The organism is Synechococcus sp. PH41509, from assembly GCF_020514285.1.
In the GTDB taxonomy this organism is placed as follows: domain Bacteria; phylum Cyanobacteriota; class Cyanobacteriia; order PCC-6307; family Cyanobiaceae; genus Parasynechococcus.
Genome location: NZ_VTLD01000004.1, coordinates 228,795 through 246,018 on the forward strand (window position 1 = coordinate 228,795; position 17,224 = coordinate 246,018).

Sequence of the window (17,224 nt, forward strand, 5' to 3'; positions counted from 1 at the left end):
TAAAGTCCTGCCTGGTTAACCGGTCAGCGCTGGACCCATGATCACCGTCGCGTTGGCAAAGGGAGCGCTGCTTAAGGATTCGGTCACCCGATTTGCGGCGGCTGGTCTTGATTTCTCAGCTGTTCTCGATAAGAACAATCGCCAGCTGACGGTGCCCACTCCTTGCGGACGTGCCCGGGCCCTTCTTGTACGTAACGGTGATGTGCCCACTTACGTGGCCTACGGCCAGGCCCAACTGGGCGTGGTGGGATTCGACGTGCTCAAGGAACATCAGCTCCCCGTCGCCCAACTGGTGGATCTTGGCTTTGGCGGTTGCCGAATGGCCGTGGCGGTTCAGGAGAGCAGTGGTTACACCCGTGCCGCAGATCTCCCGCCCCATTGCCGGGTAGCCAGCAAATTCACGCACTGCGCCCGGGAATATTTCGATGCACTCGATCTTCCCGTCGAGTTGGTGCACCTCAATGGTTCCGTGGAGTTGGGGCCGATCACAGGGATGTCGGAAGCGATTGTTGACCTCGTCGCTACGGGGCGGACCCTGCGGGACAACGGCCTAATTGCCATTGAGGACCTTTTCCAGTCGACGGCTCGGCTGGTGGGGCATCCACTGTCCATGCGCCTGGATCATGGTCCCCTTGCCTCCATCGTGGAGGCGATCCGCGCCGCAGGAACGCCCATCGGGAGCCCCAGCTGATGGGAGCTGTTGCTGATTGGCACCGGGTTCGTCGTCTGGGCCGTTATCTCGTGCGGGATCGTCGGCGTCTTTTGGTCACCCTGTTGCTGCTGGTTCCCGTGGCATTTGCGGGTGCCGTTCAGCCTCTTCTTGTCGGCCAGGCTGTAAGTGTTTTGCGCGGAGAACCCAGTCTTCCTTGGCTTTCGGGGCTGAGTGTTTCCGGATCCATCCGCGTCATTATCGGGCTCTATTTCATCTCAGTGCTGCTGAGGCTCTGCCTGCAGGGCGTGCAGAGCTTCAACATTCAGGCCGTCGGTCAAAGGCTTACCGCCCGCATCCGCGATGACCTCTTTCAGCACGCGCTGTCGCTGTCTTTGCGCTTTCACGACGGCATGCCGGTCGGCAAGTTGCTCACGCGGCTCACCAGTGATGTGGATGCTCTGGCGGAGGTTTTCGGCAGTGGTGCTGTTGGGGTGCTCGGGGATCTGGTGAGCCTTCTGGTCATTGCTTCGACGATGCTCTTCATCGAGTGGAGGCTCGGGTTGCTTTTGCTGTGCACGCAGGTGCCCGTGACACTTGCTGTGCTTTGGCTGCAGCGTCGCTACCGCAAGGCCAACTACCGCGTGCGAGAAGAGCTCTCCCAGCTCAACGCCGACTTTCAGGAGAACCTCCAGGGCCTTGAGGTGGTTCAGATGTACCGCCGCGAAACCGTCAACAGTGCCCGTTTCCTCCGTACGGGAACGGCTTACCGCAATGCTGTCAACGGCACCATCTTTTACGACAGCAGCATTTCCGCTTTTCTTGAATGGGTTGCGCTTGGAGCCATTGCGTTGGTTCTGGCTCTAGGGGGCTGGATGGTGACCAGTGGCCTGATGGGATTGGGCACCCTTACCACCTTCATCCTTTATTCACAGCGTCTGTTTGATCCTTTGCGTCAGCTGGCTGAGCGCTTCACACAGATTCAGGGCGGGCTGACTGCCGTGGAACGAATCGGTGAGTTGATGGAGCAACCTCTCGAGATCGCCGAGGCCAAGGGTGCTGATCCTCACGCTGCGGGCGGTGGCGGCGAAGTGATCTTCGACAACGTGAGCTTCTCTTACCGGCCGGATGAGCCCATCCTCCGCAATCTTTCCTTCCGCATCGCTCCTGGAGAGCATGTGGCGCTGGTGGGGCCCACGGGGTCCGGAAAGAGCACCATCATTCGTCTGCTCTGTCGTCTGTATGAACCCCAGCAAGGTCGAATCCTTCTGGATGGACGTGACATCCGCACCATTCCGATGGCCGATCTCCGCCGTGAGCTGGGGGTCGTGCTGCAAGACACCTTTCTGTTCAGCGGCAATGTGGCCGACAATCTGCGGCTTAACGCTCCAGTAAGTGATCAGGAGCTTGTTCAGGTCTGTGCTGAGCTCGGCCTCAACGACCTGTTGTCCCGACTCCCCAACGGACTGGAGACGGAACTGCGCGAGCGTGGCGGCAATCTTTCCTCAGGAGAGCGTCAATTGCTGGCGGTGGCCCGTGTGGCGATCCGCAATCCAACAGTTTTGGTGATGGATGAAGCCACCGCCTTCATGGATCCTTCAACGGAGGCGACGCTTCAGGCCGATCTGGACCGTCTTCTGCAAAAACGGACCGCCATCGTCATTGCCCACCGTCTCGCCACGGTGGAAGCCTCAGATCGCATCCTTGTGTTGCGCCGAGGTGAACTGATCGAACAGGGTACCCATCACGAGCTCAGGGCCCTAGGTGGCCTTTATGCCCAGCTCGCAGAGCTGCAGGAGCGGGGGTTGGCGCGTTTGTGATCGGTTCCTCCCTGCCTATACCTGCCGAGCCTCTGCTACTTCAGTACGGCCAGGGGGCCCGTCTCTGCCCTTGTGCCAACGACCAGCTCACCTTGGTCTTCAGCCAGCAGTACCCCTTTGATCTGGTGGAGCTCGAGCAACTCCTGGAAGCTGTGGGCTGGAGCCGCCGTCCGATTCGACGGGTCCGCAAAGCACTGACTCACAGCCTGCTCAAAGTCGGGCTGTGGCGTCACGATGCTCGGGTTCCTCGTTTGATTGGTTTTGCGCGCTGCACAGGGGATGGTGTATTCGAAGCCACCGTCTGGGACGTCGCGGTGCACCCCTTGTATCAGGGCAATGGACTTGGCAAGCAGATGATGGCGTACATCCTCGACGCCTTGACTCAGATGGGAACAGAGCGCGTCAGCCTGTTCGCGGACCCCGGTGTCGTGAGCTTCTATCAAGGCCAGGGTTGGGATCTGGAGCCCCAGGGCCATCGCTGTGCCTTCTGGTACGCCAACTGATCGGATCGTTCAGCGCTGGTACATCCGCAACAGTTGATCTGCTGATCGCCCCTGACGCCATAGCCATCGCAGACGGGCGTTGCGCCAGGCCTGCATCAGCACGCTCCGCTCCTGCCAGCGCTCAGCGCTGGTCAGGAGGGCACAGTTCAACGAGCGGATGGTCGCGATCTTGCTGAGGCGTTCCACCAGGTCAAGGTCTTCCATCAGTGCCAGCGGGCGGTAGCCACCGATGCGCTCATACAGCTGGCGATGAATCAGCAGTCCCTGATCTCCGTAGGGACGTTGCAGCCAACGGCTGCGCAAGTTCACCATCCGCTCCAGAAGCCACAGCATGGGCCGCGCCTCTGTATTCACTTTGAACTCGAAGCTCCAGGCGCTGAAGCGCGCTTGCGGTGTTTTCAGAATCTGCTCCACCCTGTGGTGCCAGGAGCCAGGCAGTCGGCTATCGGCATGCAGCACCAGTACCCAGGAATGACAGCTCTGGTCGACGCCCCAGCTCAGCTGCGGACCTCGCCCTGCATTCGGGCTGTCGAGCACGGTGGCGCCGCCGAGGTGAGCCACTTGTCGGGTCTGATCCCTGCTTCCTCCGTCACAGATAACAATCTCCAACTCCCCTTCCCAACGCTGCAGATCCGCCAGTAGCAGCGGAAGCCTATTGGCTTCCTCCAGGGTCGGAATCACGACGCTCAGCCCTGCCATGGCTTCAGATCACTCCAGTGATCCAGATCATTCCTCCTGGGTAACAGTGCGGTGGAGATTGCATGCGCGCTCGCAGCCTTCAGGGTTGATTTCAGCACCGTCGGACCGCCCCAGGGAATGCCGATCAGCGGCCAGTGCTTGGGGGTATGGATCAGGTTCTCTCCGATCCCCAGAAGCCAGTAGCCACCATCCGAGGCTGGGCCCACCACCAAATCGTGGGTTTGCAGCTGTTCGATGGCCCGCTTCAAGTCATCGGGATTGAGTTCGGGCAGATCCGTGCCGATCACGAGGGATGGCATGCCGCGGCGATGGCCATGCATCAACTGCCGTCGCAATCGGGTGCCGAGTTGCCCCTGCCCCTGCAGTCGCACCAGCGGCAACCCCAGCTGTTGTCCCCAGCGTCCGGCGGCGTTGGGTCCAAGCCCGCTCACCGCCAGCACCGGCTCGATCACCATCGCGTCGGCGAGCCCGCGCACCACAGCGGTGGTGTGCTCGGTAAGACGCTTCTGGATCCGGGCGGCGCGCTCGCTGCTGTTGGACAAGCCCAGCCTGTTGTAGAGATCAAGGGACAGGCGGCGTTTGCATCGGCCCGGTGATGGCCAGCGGGCCATCACGATGATCTGCAGCATTTCAGTTGTTCCGGGGCAGTTCCCGCGGGCGTACCTCCACGATCAGCTCCTCTCCATTGCGTTGGAGGGTGAGCTTCATCGGTTCACCAACCTGGCCGCGGTCCACGGCGAGTTGCACTTCGGTGGGCGTCTGAACAGCCTTGTTCTCCACCTTGAGAATCAGATCACATTGGCGGATACCAGCGGCAGCAGCAGGAGTGCCGCTGACCACATCCTTGACCAGGACGCCATTCACTTCAGGAACCGTACAGGCGCTGTTGGTGGCATTGATCTCCCGTGCCAGCTGCGGGGTGAGGTTCATTAGCTGCACGCCGATGAAGGGATGAGAGGCCTGGCCAGTGCTCACAATCTGCTGTGCGATGCGCTTCGCCAGGTTGATGGGAACGGCAAAACTCAAACCGCCTCCAGGGGCGGTGCGGATCGCCGTGTTGATGCCAATCACCTGACCGGCGGCATTGATCAGGGGGCCTCCGCTGTTGCCGGGATTCACGGCTGCATCGGTCTGGATGTAAGGAATCCGCTGGCCGTCACTGATCGCATTCAGTCGACCGACCGCGCTGATGATGCCAGCGGTCACGGTGTTGTTGAGACCAAATGGGTTGCCGATGGCAATCGCCCATTCCCCCGGCCTGAGCTGGTCGGAGTTACCCAGGGCCGCCACCGGCAGGTTGTCAGCCACCACCTTGACCACTGCAACGTCGGTGAGTGGGTCTGTGCCGAGCACCTTGCCCTTGAAGTTGCGTCCGTCCGGAAGGGTCACCGCCACCTGATCCGCTCCGCGCACGACGTGTTCGTTGGTAAAGATCAGGCCGCTGGCCCTGGTGATGAATCCGGATCCCTGGCCTTGCTGACGCTGGCTGGACGGTCCCATGCCAAAGATGCCACCGAAGGGGTTGTTCACCTCTTTGACTACATCGATCCGCACTACGGCAGGTCCGACGCGGTCCACAGCCTTCACGATCACGTTGTCTCCAGGCTGCAGTGGAGCGCTGTGGGGCTGATCGTGCACCACCGGAGGCGGTGCCATCGAGGCTTTGGGCGTCAGGCCCAGCTGTTCCCTCACCAGGCTGCAACCGGAGAGTGCGCTCCCGGCCAGGGCGATGGCAAACCAATGCTGGGCGTTGGGCATCACGACGAGATGTGTGCTGATGCATTTAAGACGGCCTGAGCGGATCGGCATGCGTAGATTCAGCGCTCGGGTGCATGGCGGTTTTAGGTGCAGACGGGCGAAGAGCTCTGGATCAAGGTGCGGGATGGGTTGCAGGCAAAGCTGAGCAAACCCACCTTCGAGACCTTCATTCGCCCGACGGGTTGCAGTGGCTTTGCCAATGGAGAGCTGAAGCTTCTGGCCCCCAATCCCTTCGCCAGCGTCCGCTTGCGGGAGCAGCTGCTGCCCACGATCGCGGAGCTGGCCAGCAGCATCAGCGGTCAGCCCGTTCAGGTGACCGTCCTGGCGGAAACCGCCCTGCCGCTGCAGGAAACCAGTGATGACTCCGCAGCTGCGAGTGATGCAGCGCCGCCTGCGGCCGCCCAGGAATCGGCGTCGGCTCCGGCCCGGAGCGGCTCGCCGCGGCGCTACCTGCCCGGGCTCAACCCTCGATATGTGTTCGGCCGTTTCGTGGTCGGCCCCAACAGCCGAATGGCCCATGCGGCGGCTCTTGCGGTGGCCGAAGCGCCAGGCCGGGAGTTCAATCCCCTGTTCATCTGCGGCGGCGTAGGCCTGGGGAAAACCCACTTAATGCAAGCCATTGGCCATTACCGGCTGGAAATCGATCCCGGGGCTCGCGTGGCCTACGTCTCCACCGAAACCTTCACCAATGACCTGATCCAGGCCATCCGCAAGGACGGCATGCAGGCCTTTCGCGATCGCTATCGCGCCGCTGATCTGATCCTGGTGGATGACATTCAATTCATCGAAGGCAAGGAGTACACCCAAGAAGAGTTCTTCCATACCTTTAATGCCCTTCACGAGGCTGGGCGGCAGGTGGTAATCGCCAGTGATCGCCCCCCCAGTCAGATTCCACGCTTGCAGCAGCGCCTGATCTCCCGTTTCCAGATGGGGCTGATCGCTGACATTCAGTCACCTGATCTGGAGACACGTATGGCGATCCTCCAGAAGAAAGCGGAGCAGGAGCGCATGTCGCTGCCCCGAGATCTGATCCAGTACATCGCTGGGCGCTTCACCTCGAACATCCGCGAGTTGGAAGGGGCCCTGACCCGGGCTGTGGCCTTCGCCTCAATCACGGGGTTGCCGATGACCGTTGAATCAGTGGCGCCAATGCTGGACCCCACCGGTCAGGGGGTGGAGGTCACGCCGCAACAGGTGATCGACAAGGTGTCTGAAGTGTTTGATGTCACGGCGGAGGAAATGTGCAGCAGCACCCGTCGCCGTGCCGTCAGCCAGGCCCGCCAAGTGGGGATGTATCTCATGCGCCAGGGCACCGACCTCAGCCTGCCGAGAATCGGCGACAACTTCGGCGGAAAGGACCACACCACGGTGATGTACGCGATTGAGCAAGTCGAGAAAAAACTGGCGTCCGATCCCCAGCTCGCGGGTCAGGTGCAGAAAGTGAAGGATCTGCTGCAGATCGATTCCCGAAAGAAGCGCTGATTAGCGGCAGGCTTTCTTGTCGCCTTTCCAGCCCGGCATGTCTTGAGCTGCCGCAGAGCAGACCAGCTGGCGTGCTGCCGCGAGTGCCGGATCCAGTCGCTTGGAGCTGAAGGGTGGCAGGGGACGGGTGCGCAGCCAGGCTGCCCAACGAAATTCGTGATACGGGATCAGCGGTTGGGGTTTAATCCAGCCTTCCTGTTTGAGCTTCCAGACCAGGCTTCGGTAGGGATCGTCTTCGAGCCCCATCAGGCTGGTGGGCAACAGCTCGGCTGGGCGGGGACCGATGCCCCGACCGTCGAAGAGATAAAGCCACCCTTGGCTTTGCAGAAACGACAGCACGGCACTTTTATCAGTTGTCGCAAGCTCCTGCACCACATAAGCCCAGGTGGTGGCGCCTGGGTCAATGCCGATCAGGCCCCGCAGCCGGTGGTGACGATCCAGCATCCACATGGCGCCATCGGCAGAGCGGATCAGGGGGACGGGTTTGCCGCGCAGGTAGGCAAGACGCTGCTGGCGCGTGTCTTGGGCGAAATCCCTCTCGCGTGACCAGATCTCAGCCAGCCCCACACACCATTGGGTCGGCTGCAACTGTTCCGCTGACACCTCGATCAGTTCGTTCTCCTGCTCGGGGGCCGGAATCGGTTGGTAGGCAGGCAGCCGCAGGGGCACGACTCAGTTTTGGCGCCTTCGCACTATGACCCAATTAAGAATGGACGGGGATCCTGATCAAAGCGATCCCTCACAGGGAGAGGCTTGGCTTGCTTCGGCCCGTCCAGTTGCGCGGTGGATTCGAGCGCCCGACGCAGCAAACGAGCTGCCGGTAAGGGCATATCTCTCGGAACTGAAATTCGATCGCGCAGGTAGCGAAGCCCCGCCGCACTTCCAGGTGGAGGAGGGCATGGAGTGTTGTGGATCAACTGGGTCAGTGCACAGCGCAGGGGCCGGTCAAAGGCATCAGCACCCATTGGATTGACCTCCCGTAGCCGCTGCTGGTGTCGGAGGACCCTGCCGAGAGCGATGCTGGCCTGATCGGCTTGATTGACCCCAATCCAGCAGGCTTCGTCGTCGCCAAGGCCATCGCCTCGGTCGATCCGTTTGGCCAGGCGTTGCGCTTCCGTTGCATCGTCCGACCAGCAGCCGCCCATCTGAGGAGGAAGGTCGTGGGCATGGGTGTGAAAGTCGCTTTGGGTGCCGCGGTAGGTCTCCAGTTGCTCCAACGCGCGGAACCAGCGGTCAATCGCGGGATGCTCAGCCCTCAGCCGATATCCCTTGTAGTAGGCCAGAGATGCATTCATTCGTTCCACGTAGGGAACGAAAATCAGATCAACGGTTTGTGGCTCCTGCCCCCGCAGAAACGGCCCCTCAACCTGATTCAGCTCGCTTTCGAAGCGCCGGGCGATCCCCTGAAACTGGTCCCGGGCCAGGGTCTGTTGCTTGGGGCTCAATCGTGGCGAACACAGCCAGATGCACCAGGCCTGAAACAGCAGACGTTCGAGACGGCGCAGCTCGAGGGCTTCCGGCGACGTCATTGCCATGCCGAGGGGGCCGAACTGCTGTTCGAGTGCCAGCAGGATCTCATCACTTTCCGTGATCAGCTGCCCGTTCAGCTCGAGGGCGGGCAACATTCCTGAGGGCACTTTTTCGAGGAACCATGGCTCTTTTGGGCCATAGCAACGCATGGTGACTTTGCGGATCCTGTAGGGGATGCGCTTGAACTCCAGCCACAGCCAAATTTTTTGGCAGTAGGGACACCAGGCGTGATGGTCGCGGTAAAGCGTGACCATCAGGCTTGATTCAGGCTGACCGAACAAGCGCAAGTTGGCCTGGGCACTGGTCGGCCCTTCAATTCGATCCGGTTCAGCCTTCGCCAGCCCGGCCAGTTCCAACCAACTCAGTGGTTCAGCTGATTCCGATGTAGGGGGCATGCAGGATCGGCGAAAGCGTGGTCCGTCCATAGGACTGCCAGTCGCCAAGTTCATGCATCAGCGCCAGACAGTCTTGCTGGCGGCCCTGCTCAGCGAGCTGCTTGAGCCGCAGCTTCATGTCGTCGCTGGTGATTATCATCGCGATTTCGCGACGCTGCAATCGCTTTTGCTGCAGCTCAGGGTCAGGCGACTGCCTGCGACGTTTGGAAGGATTTTTCATGGTTTAAGGACGCGGTTGAAATACGACCGGTTCGTCTTGGGCTTCTACGGCCCTCTTCCCCGGACCATAACTCCATCTTTACGAATATGCCCGTCGTCTCCGTCACCCCCGTGGGAAGAAGAATGGAGGGAAGCAAACCGCTGTCATGGGCACTGATTTGGATTTGATTGTTCTTGGGGCGGGGTCCGGTGGGCTTGCTGCCGCAAAACGCGCTGCCAGCCATGGAGCCCGCGTCGCGATCGTGGAGGGAGATCGTGTCGGGGGGACCTGCGTGATCCGCGGCTGTGTTCCCAAGAAGCTTTTGGTCTACGGCGCCCAGGCCCGGCATCAACTGGCGGATGCATCGGCCTATGGGCTGCACATCCAATCCGTGCGTTCTGATGTGCCTGACCTGTTGCGGCGCGTGCGCGCCGAGGTGGATCGGCTCAATGCGCTCCACCTTGGATTTCTAGACAAGGCCGGCGTTCAGCTGATCTCCGGTTGGGGTCGCTTCACGGCTGTGGATCGCATGGGCATCTCCGATCAACGCGGTGGGCCCGTTCAGACGGAGCTTTCAGCACCCCGTTTTCTGGTGGCAGTGGGTGGCCGTCCGGCACGGCCGGAGATCCCAGGGATTGCAAAAACTTGGGTGAGTGATGACATGTTCCAGCTTGAAGATGTCCCTCCGGCGGTGGTGGTGGTCGGCGCAGGATTCATCGCCTGTGAGTTCGCCTGCATCCTTCGAGGCCTCGGTGTTGCGGTTACCCAGGTGGTGCGCGGACCTCGGCTGCTGCGCGGGTTTGATGGGGAGTTGGCGGATGCTGTCTTGGCCGGGATGCGTGACCAGGGCATTGACGTGCTCTTGGGTCAGACGGTCGCGGCTGTGGAGGGGGATCCCGGTGCGCTGACTGCGCGACTCGGGGATGGTCAGTCCCTGGACTGTGGGGGTGTGCTGATGGCCACTGGGCGTCGCCCCTGGCTTGCGGGTCTGGGCCTGGAGGCTGCTGGTGTTGCCGTGGACAACGGGAGGATCAGGGTGGATGCCCACTCCTGCACCTCAGTCCCTCACATTCATGCCGTTGGTGATGTCACCGACCGGGTCAACCTCACGCCTGTCGCCATTGATGAAGGTCGTGCTTTTGCCGACAGTGTGTTCGGTTCGCGTCAGCGGCAGGTGAACCACGATCTGGTGGCCAGTGCCGTGTTCAGTGATCCAGAGCTGGCGACCGTTGGCTTATCGGAAGAGGAGGCGACTAAACGCCATGGCGAGGACGGCGTCGTCGTGCATCGGGCCCGCTTCCGTTCGATGGCTCGGGCACTGCCCGCCTCCGGCCCCCGTTGCCTACTGAAGTTGGTGGTGGAGAAGCAAACCGAGCGGGTGCTTGGCTGCCACATGGTGGGCGAGCATGCGGCGGAGATCATTCAGATGGCCGCCATTGCCGTTGGGATGGGCGCCACCAAAGCTGATTTCGATCGCACCATGGCGTTGCATCCCTCCGTCTCCGAAGAGTTCGTGACGATGTAACTCAAGTAAGAGATTTACTTAACTTGAATCATCAGAGAACTTGGCAGTCGTTCATGTAAAGACGCATGCCGAACAAAGATGATCTGATGCGCAATTTGCCTTGAACGGTGACTCGATCATCTTCCCTGAGGCTGAGAATCTTGTCCATGTCAGTACCGCTGAACTTGCAGAACAGTCGTCCGAATTCACTGTCTCCCTCAATGATGAGGTCGCTGTTGTCAATCCTGTCAACACGACCGTAAACGACGGCAAATTTGTTGTTGTATTGAGCTTTTGCAGCTAGTTCATTCTCGCTGTAGAGCTCATGAATGGCGTTCACATTGTTGACGCGAAGTTGAGCGATTGCTGCGGTGCATGTGCCCAGTCCGACCGCTGCGGCAAGGCCGATTATTGGAGCTAGCGCTGCGCGGAACATGGTGAGCAGGTCGATGCTCTCCATCTTGCAGGATGCGCCTTAGGGGCTCAGCCATTCGGCCAACCGCAGCGCTAACGCAATCACGGTGAGCCCGGGACCAATGCTTGGGCAACTGGGAAAAACGCTGCTGTCGGCGATGTAGAGGTTCTCCAGTTCATGGCATTTGCCGTTGGGATCCACCACCGAGTTGGATGGGTCCTCGCCCATGCGACACGTGCCGCAGCTGTAGCCCACGACACTCAAGGGAGCTTCTCCTCGCGCATGGGTGGGTGCCTTTAAAACGACTTTGGTCACCGGATCGTTCTCCACGGCTTTCAGCGTGTCGATCCAGCGGTATACGAGGCGATCATGGGCTTCCCGGTTATTGGGGATGTAGTTGATCCGGATCTGTTCGTTGTTGAGCCACACCTTGTTGTGGGGATCCGGACGCACCTCCGTCATGGCCCACCAGGCCACAGAGCGGGAGGCCAGCCGCTCGAGGCCGAAGTCGGGGATCAGCTTGGTCACCAGGGACAGCACCGGTGGTGACTCGGCGAACAGCGCGTCCTGAAGAACGCCACCGGCGGCCTGAATGTGCCCCAGCGGAAAACTGACGTTCTTGTCTCCCCAGTAGTAGTCGTTGATCCCCAGCGAACGCCCATAGCGGCCGCTGTTGCGTTCTGTGGCCAGCTGCAGGATCGAAGTGAGCTGCAGATTCATCAGATTCCGCCCCACCTGATCCGATCCGTTGCTGATGCCCTTGGGATGGTGGGCATTGTCCGAACGCATCAGGATGGCCGGCGTGTTGATCGCACCGGCGGCAATGACCACGACATCGGCACTGAACAGCCATGAATCGCCGTTTACCTCAGCTTCTACACCTCGGATGGCTCTGCCACCTGGATTCACATGCAGGCGCAGTACCCGGGCGTTGTCACGCACGCTGAGCCGTTCGGGATCACCCACCTGCAGACCAAATAACTGGGAATCGCCGCTGGGATCGTCCCGGTCGTCTGACCAGCTGATCGGCATGTCGTAGGGCTGACAGCCTTGGCGTTGGAGAGCGGAACGCAGGGGTTCCAGAAAGGGTTCCACCGGCTTCGGCACATGTTTATAGCCCGTGCTGCGCTGGGGCTCGCAGGGGTCAACCCCCGCTTTGCCATGCACCCGATACAGCTGTTCGGCCTGTTGGTAGTAGGGCTCCAGCTCGGCGTAATCCAGGGGCCATGCCGGTGAGATGCCGTCTTGAAGGGCAACCTCCTCAAAATCTCTTTCGCGCATACGTTCCAGCACCGCGCCCCAGATCTTGGTGTTGCCGCCGCGGGCGTAGGTGGTTTGCGGTGCAAAGGGATCGCCGTCAGGGCCGAACCAGCGTTCACTCTTGGGGTGGTAGCGATCCTTGCGGAACAGATCCACGTCGGCGACGTTTTGGTCTTCAAGGGCCATTGCTCCGCCGCGTTCCAGCACCAGCACGGTCTTGCCCTTGCGGCTCAGGGCTCCCGCCAGGGTTCCTCCTCCGGCGCCGCTGCCGATCACGATCACGTCGTAGTGGTTGTCATCGATGATCATGGAATTACTGCCACACGTAGATCAGTAGGAAACGCCTGCTCTGGAAGGCGTTCAAGAGGGGCAAAACATGGATGTGTCACGTCTGTGTCATGCCCTGATCAGACGTAGATCACCTTCCTGAACGGTAGGTAGATCTTCCGGATTTGAACGCCTCCCTCACGACAGGCCATCAGTCCCACGGTGACGTCTGACCCATGACACCCGCATTGCTTTTCGGATGGTGGCTTGGCAAACATGCACTGCACTTCAAAGCAAAAATTGGGAGGTTTCTAATCAATACAGTCAAAGTTTGCTTTGCTTCAAGTTGAAGCCTTCCATGCGACGTTGCTGGGTAGTTGATCTGGAACAACCTGAACTGCGACAAGCACAAAGGTTTGCTTGTCTTTGGCAGATGCATTCCTATTTGTAATAGGTATTCCATTTTCCCAACGCACAGCATTGCTCTCGTCTGCGCTGCCTTTCTGGCTAAGGTTTAGGGGATCAATATTATTCCCGGCAAGGCGGCTCAGAATCTGCTCAAGATCGTTGTTGGTGTGTGCTACGTAGCCAACCCCGCCGAATGCAGCCGCTAATTTTGAGTAGTTCCATATATGTCCTTGAGGAACTTGACACATGGGCAGGAATTTTTCAGAAACAGTTCTGCTATCAGACGATTTATAGATTTCAGCATTGACGAGCCACTGCTCGATGCCATAGACACGATTGTCTGCAACAAATATAATTGAATCTAAGCCAAGTTCTGCGATTGTTCCGATCGCGTTGACGCTCTGAGCAAATGCGGCATCACCGGAAATACTGATCGTACGCCTCGTTTCTGTTTCGAAGGTCTGCCGGGCAAGTTTGACTCCATAATTCGCCGCAGGTGAATATCCAATCGCTCCCCATGCAATCTGCGCGATGTATCCATTCTGGGGGGACTTGATGTTGTTGAATGCGTAAAAACTTAGGCCAGTGTCTGCAAGGATAATTGGCGCGCTTTCCTCGCTGTGTTGAGCCAAGTAGTTATGGTGTAAGAGTGATTTAAAGCTGTCCCATGTTAGCTGATCATTGTCTCTAAATTCACTTGTCGTTGGGATATTCCATGGTGAACCTTCAAGTTTTCGATAGTTATTTTGGCCAGTTATGCCGCTAGCGAGGCATTTCTCGGTCAGGCCACGGATTAGTAGCTTCAAGTTAACATCGCCCCAGTAGGCGCTCCGAGACATTCCGACCTGGACGGCCCCTTCTTTGCATTCGATTAGCTTTTCAATATTGATTGCATCTTTTACTGAATCGGGGTCATCAGTATTTTGCATCCCAGCAAAGTTAAAGTCGCTTGATATGATCCCCAAGCTCAACACGCAGTCTGACTCATTCACAAGAGTGAAGACATTTGGCTGAGAATTTTTCCCGTTGTAAACCCCGGAAAAGTTGAGATCGGCTCTGTATTCACTCAGAACACTTTTACCAAATAAGCTGGTTACATATGGAGCGTCTAAAGCTTTCAGAAGTTCAGCTAGTTCCTTCTGTGCTCTAAAGCGACATATTTCTGAGCCGGCAGCTACAACTAAATTTTTAGATTTGCAGATTCGATTAAAAATAGCATCTATGGCTTCGTCTAATAGTTTCTTGGATTGCAGAGGATGAGAGAAGTCAAGCTGATCTGTTGGTCTAGAGCCGCATGGTTGTTTGTCAATATCAATTGCTAATTCAATAAAGACAGGCTTGCTTTTTGTTATACACGTTTTTAAGGTGGCATCTATCAGCTCAGGTGCTGTTTTTGGGTTGTCAATTCGTACCGAAGCTGCAGTTATATTTTGAAAAATGTGGCGGTCAACTCCTGTCCCGTCAATCATGTGATGCCAAAGCATCCCCTGATCGCGATGCGAATTAAGCTGTGCTTGAGAGGGGCCACCATCAATGATAACCAGTGGCACATTCTCAACAAAAGCGCCTGCGACAGGCTGTACTGCATTCAGTGATCCAACGCCATAGGTAAATGCTACACATCCAACACTTTTTTCAGTTGAGCGGCCATACCCATCGGCAGCATATGCTCCACACATTTCATTGTTCGGATGTATTCGTTGGAGGCCAAAGGATGTCTGTGGATCATCAAGTGATTCCACCCAGCTGGCTATGTAGTCGCCAGGTATTGCAAAGACATGGCGCACTCCAATTTGATGTAAACGAGTGCTGAGATAAGCACCCACAGTAAAATCTGACTGGGCATAAGGTAAACAAGTGGTCGGATCTATCCATTGAACATCTCTTTCAGTCATTTTAATGCGTGAAAATCCATAATTCTTTTTTAGCTATATTTCTCTGTGAGGCAAGTCAAGGCCTGTAAGTCTTTTTTTTTTTAACTTGCTGAGTTGCTGAATGCTCTAAGTTGAGTGCTTAAGACAGGGATGTTCTGTTCAGAAGCGGACCCCTTTACTGCCACACGTAGATCAGAAGGAACAGAAGGATCCAGATCACATCAACGAAGTGCCAGAACAGGCTCACCGCGGCAACGCCCATCTCGCCTTTGTCGTAGTTCCCTGGGACGAAAGAACGCGCCAACATCAGTCCCATCAGCAGGATGCCGGTGATCACGTGCAGACCGTGAAAGCCCGTGAGTAGATAAAACAAGCCACCAAAGACACCGCTGCTGAGGCTGAAGCTGAGTCCCGACCATTCGACGTATTGGCCGTAAACGAAGTAGGAGCCCATGGCCATGGTGAGCAGCCAGATCGCGCGGAAGCCCCAGAGGTTGCCCTTGTGCAGATATCGCTCGGCGACATAGGCCACGAAACTTGAGCTCACCAAGACCACGCTGTTGATCAGGGGCATGCGCACTTCCAGCCCGTCGACGCCGTCCGGCAGCCACTGGGGAGCTGTGAGCTTCAGCACCGCGTAGCCGGCGAAGAAGGCGAGGAAGATGACGCTCTCAGAGCAGAGGAAAATCACAAAGCCGGTCATGTTGTGGCCGTCGTGCTTCACATGCCCGGGCGTGTGATTGAGCTGCAGGTCGGGATTGACGCTGGTCATCGGTTCAGGCCTCCTGGGAACGGCGCACGTAGAACTCCTCGTCCTCTACGAGGGGGTGCCCGAGGCCGTAGCCATAGGGCTCACTGATCACGGTGGGGATGTCGTCTTCGAAGTTTTCGGCCGGGGGCGGTGAGGGCAGCAGCCATTCCAGGCCGATGGCTCTCCAGGGGTTGGGGGGAGCCTGCGGCCCCCGAGCCCATGAGCTCACCATGTTGAGAATGAAGGGGATGGAGGCGACGCCGAGCATGAAGGCGCCGATGCTGCCGAGCACGTTCCAGATCGCGAATTCAGGGTCGTAGGACGCGACACGACGAGGCATGCCAAGCAGTCCAGCCCAGTGCAGGGGTAACCAGTTGAGCGTGGCCCCGATGAAAGTGAGCACGAAGTGAACCTTGCCGAGGCCCTCGTAGTACATCCGGCCCGTGAATTTGGGGAACCAGTGGTAAATCCCGGCGAAGACACCGAAGCCGATCGTGTTGAAGATCACGTAGTGGAAGTGGGCCACCACGAAGTAGGTGTTGCCCACATGAATGTCGATCGGCACGGTTGCCAGCATCACGCCTGTGATCCCCGCGAAGATGAAGTTGAATAAGCCCCCCAGGCAGAACAGCATCGGAGTGTTCAGGCGCAGATTGCCTTGCCAGAGCGTTCCCAGCCAGGCGAACACCTTTACCCCTGTAGGAACGGCAATCAGCATCGTGGTGAACATGAAGATATGGCGCATCCAGTTCGGCGTGCCCGTATAGAACATGTGGTGGGCCCACACGATCAGGCTGAGGAAGGTGATGCCAAAGGAGGCTATCGCCACGAATCGGTAGCCGAACAGCGGCTTTCGGGCATACACCGGGAACAGTTCGGAGAAGATGCCGAACACCGGCAACACCAGCACGTACACAGCTGGGTGGGAATAGAACCAAAAAAAGTGTTGGAAGAGCACCGGATCACCGCCGCCTTCTGGCCGGAAAAAGCTGGTGCCGAAGCTGAGGTCGAACAGCAGCATCACCGCACCACCGGTGAGTGCCGGCAGCCCCACGAGTTGGATGGTCTGGGCGGCCCAAGCGGTCCAGACAAACACCGGCATCTTGAAAAAGCCCATGCCGGGCGCACGCATCCGGATGATTGTCGTCACGAAATTAACGGCACCCATGATCGAGGAGATGCCCGATAGAGCTACCGCGAGGATCCAGAGGAATTCACCATTGATGAAGTGCCCCAGAGGGTTCTGCAGACTCATCGGTGGGTAAGACCACCATCCCGATGACGCCGGCCCACCGGGTGCGAAGAAGCTGCCCATCAACACCGCGGCAAACACGGGCACCAGCCAGAAAGCGGCCGCATTGAGCTTCGGGAATGCCATGTCTGGCGCGCCGATCATCGTGGGGATCAACAGGTTGTTGAAGCCATTGAGGATTGGAAAAAGGAACAGGAACAGCATCACTGTTCCGTGCATGGTGTACAGGCCGTTGTAGACGCTCGGATCCACCAGATCGGCTGGAGGCGTGATCAGTTCACCACGCACGATCATCGCCAGCAGGCCTCCCACCAAAAGGAAAAACAAAGACGTGGCGATGTATTGGATGCCGATCACCTTGGCGTCGGTGTTGAAGCTGAAGAAGCGCTTCCAGTTATCCGGGGCCCCCGGGACGGGGTGGGGAGCTTTGAGGATGCGCGGGTCGTAGTTCGTGGATG

16 protein-coding genes are annotated in these 17,224 nt (G+C 58.4%); 5 read left to right on the forward strand and 11 right to left on the reverse strand.

Annotated features, from left to right (window positions below; genetic code table 11):
- Positions 1–37: 37 nt before the first annotated feature.
- From hisG to FZZ88_RS02130, 3 genes are read left to right on the forward strand one after another with little or no spacing between them, the layout of a single operon-like run.
- Positions 38–691 carry an ATP phosphoribosyltransferase gene (hisG, locus tag FZZ88_RS02120; RefSeq protein WP_166016738.1) on the forward strand — a complete coding sequence of 218 codons (654 nt, stop codon included), beginning with the start codon at positions 38–40 and terminating at the stop codon, positions 689–691.
- Entirely contained in the window at positions 691–2,469 is a 1,779-nt protein-coding gene (locus tag FZZ88_RS02125; RefSeq protein WP_166016737.1) for an ABC transporter ATP-binding protein, read from the forward strand. The genes hisG and FZZ88_RS02125 overlap by 1 nt, the downstream gene beginning before the upstream one ends.
- Complete coding sequence (locus tag FZZ88_RS02130; protein ID WP_166016931.1) at positions 2,469–2,972, forward strand: GNAT family N-acetyltransferase; 504 nt, start codon at positions 2,469–2,471, stop codon at positions 2,970–2,972. Before FZZ88_RS02125 ends, FZZ88_RS02130 begins: the two co-directional genes overlap by 1 nt.
- Positions 2,973–2,981: 9 nt before the next feature.
- On the opposite strand, the gene FZZ88_RS02135 is transcribed toward FZZ88_RS02130, so the two are convergent.
- From FZZ88_RS02135 to FZZ88_RS02145, 3 genes are read right to left on the reverse strand one after another with little or no spacing between them, the layout of a single operon-like run.
- The gene (locus FZZ88_RS02135; protein WP_166016736.1) at positions 2,982–3,671 is read right to left on the reverse strand and encodes a TIGR04283 family arsenosugar biosynthesis glycosyltransferase; all 690 of its coding nucleotides are present in this window, start codon (positions 3,669–3,671) and stop codon (positions 2,982–2,984) included.
- Positions 3,659–4,300 carry a TIGR04282 family arsenosugar biosynthesis glycosyltransferase gene (locus FZZ88_RS02140; RefSeq protein WP_166016735.1) on the reverse strand — a complete coding sequence of 214 codons (642 nt, stop codon included), beginning with the start codon at positions 4,298–4,300 and terminating at the stop codon, positions 3,659–3,661. Before FZZ88_RS02140 ends, FZZ88_RS02135 begins: the two co-directional genes overlap by 13 nt.
- A 1-nt stretch (position 4,301) precedes the next feature.
- Positions 4,302–5,429 (reverse strand): trypsin-like peptidase domain-containing protein, encoded by a 1,128-nt coding sequence (locus FZZ88_RS02145; RefSeq protein WP_226423631.1) that lies wholly within the window; start codon positions 5,427–5,429, stop codon positions 4,302–4,304.
- Between the two features lie 87 nt (positions 5,430–5,516).
- Between FZZ88_RS02145 and dnaA the strand changes: the two genes are divergently transcribed.
- Positions 5,517–6,911, forward strand: coding sequence for a chromosomal replication initiator protein DnaA (dnaA, locus tag FZZ88_RS02150; protein ID WP_166016733.1), 1,395 nt, complete (start codon positions 5,517–5,519; stop codon positions 6,909–6,911).
- Here dnaA and FZZ88_RS02155 read toward each other — a convergent pair whose 3' ends face one another.
- Genes FZZ88_RS02155 through FZZ88_RS02165 form a run of 3 tightly spaced genes read right to left on the reverse strand, consistent with a single transcriptional unit; the run spans position 6,912 to position 9,056 of the window.
- On the reverse strand, positions 6,912–7,580 hold the full coding sequence (locus FZZ88_RS02155) for a ParB-like protein (protein WP_166016732.1): 669 nt from the start codon (positions 7,578–7,580) through the stop codon (positions 6,912–6,914). It abuts the gene before it with no gap.
- Between the two features lie 23 nt (positions 7,581–7,603).
- Positions 7,604–8,836 carry a glutathione S-transferase family protein gene (locus FZZ88_RS02160; RefSeq protein ID WP_166016731.1) on the reverse strand — a complete coding sequence of 411 codons (1,233 nt, stop codon included), beginning with the start codon at positions 8,834–8,836 and terminating at the stop codon, positions 7,604–7,606.
- Positions 8,811–9,056 carry a hypothetical protein gene (locus FZZ88_RS02165; protein ID WP_166016730.1) on the reverse strand — a complete coding sequence of 82 codons (246 nt, stop codon included), beginning with the start codon at positions 9,054–9,056 and terminating at the stop codon, positions 8,811–8,813. Before FZZ88_RS02165 ends, FZZ88_RS02160 begins: the two co-directional genes overlap by 26 nt.
- A gap of 145 nt (positions 9,057–9,201) precedes the next feature.
- On the opposite strand from FZZ88_RS02165, the gene gorA reads away from it, so the two are divergent.
- On the forward strand, positions 9,202–10,560 hold the full coding sequence (gorA, locus tag FZZ88_RS02170; RefSeq protein WP_166016729.1) for a glutathione-disulfide reductase: 1,359 nt from the start codon (positions 9,202–9,204) through the stop codon (positions 10,558–10,560).
- A gap of 31 nt (positions 10,561–10,591) precedes the next feature.
- Here gorA and FZZ88_RS02175 read toward each other — a convergent pair whose 3' ends face one another.
- The 5 genes from FZZ88_RS02175 to FZZ88_RS02195 form a co-directional block, all read right to left on the reverse strand.
- Positions 10,592–10,999, reverse strand: coding sequence for a hypothetical protein (locus FZZ88_RS02175; protein ID WP_206339084.1), 408 nt, complete (start codon positions 10,997–10,999; stop codon positions 10,592–10,594).
- A 15-nt stretch (positions 11,000–11,014) separates the two neighbouring features.
- The gene (locus tag FZZ88_RS02180) at positions 11,015–12,523 is read right to left on the reverse strand and encodes a GMC oxidoreductase (RefSeq protein ID WP_166016728.1); all 1,509 of its coding nucleotides are present in this window, start codon (positions 12,521–12,523) and stop codon (positions 11,015–11,017) included.
- 299 nt (positions 12,524–12,822) lie between these two features.
- Entirely contained in the window at positions 12,823–14,784 is a 1,962-nt protein-coding gene (locus FZZ88_RS02185; protein ID WP_166016727.1) for a thiamine pyrophosphate-binding protein, read from the reverse strand.
- 154 nt (positions 14,785–14,938) lie between these two features.
- On the reverse strand, positions 14,939–15,535 hold the full coding sequence (locus tag FZZ88_RS02190) for a heme-copper oxidase subunit III (RefSeq protein WP_166016726.1): 597 nt from the start codon (positions 15,533–15,535) through the stop codon (positions 14,939–14,941).
- 4 nt (positions 15,536–15,539) lie between these two features.
- On the reverse strand, positions 15,540–17,224 hold a 1,685-nt coding region (locus tag FZZ88_RS02195; protein WP_230332799.1), incomplete at its 5' end, for a cbb3-type cytochrome c oxidase subunit I.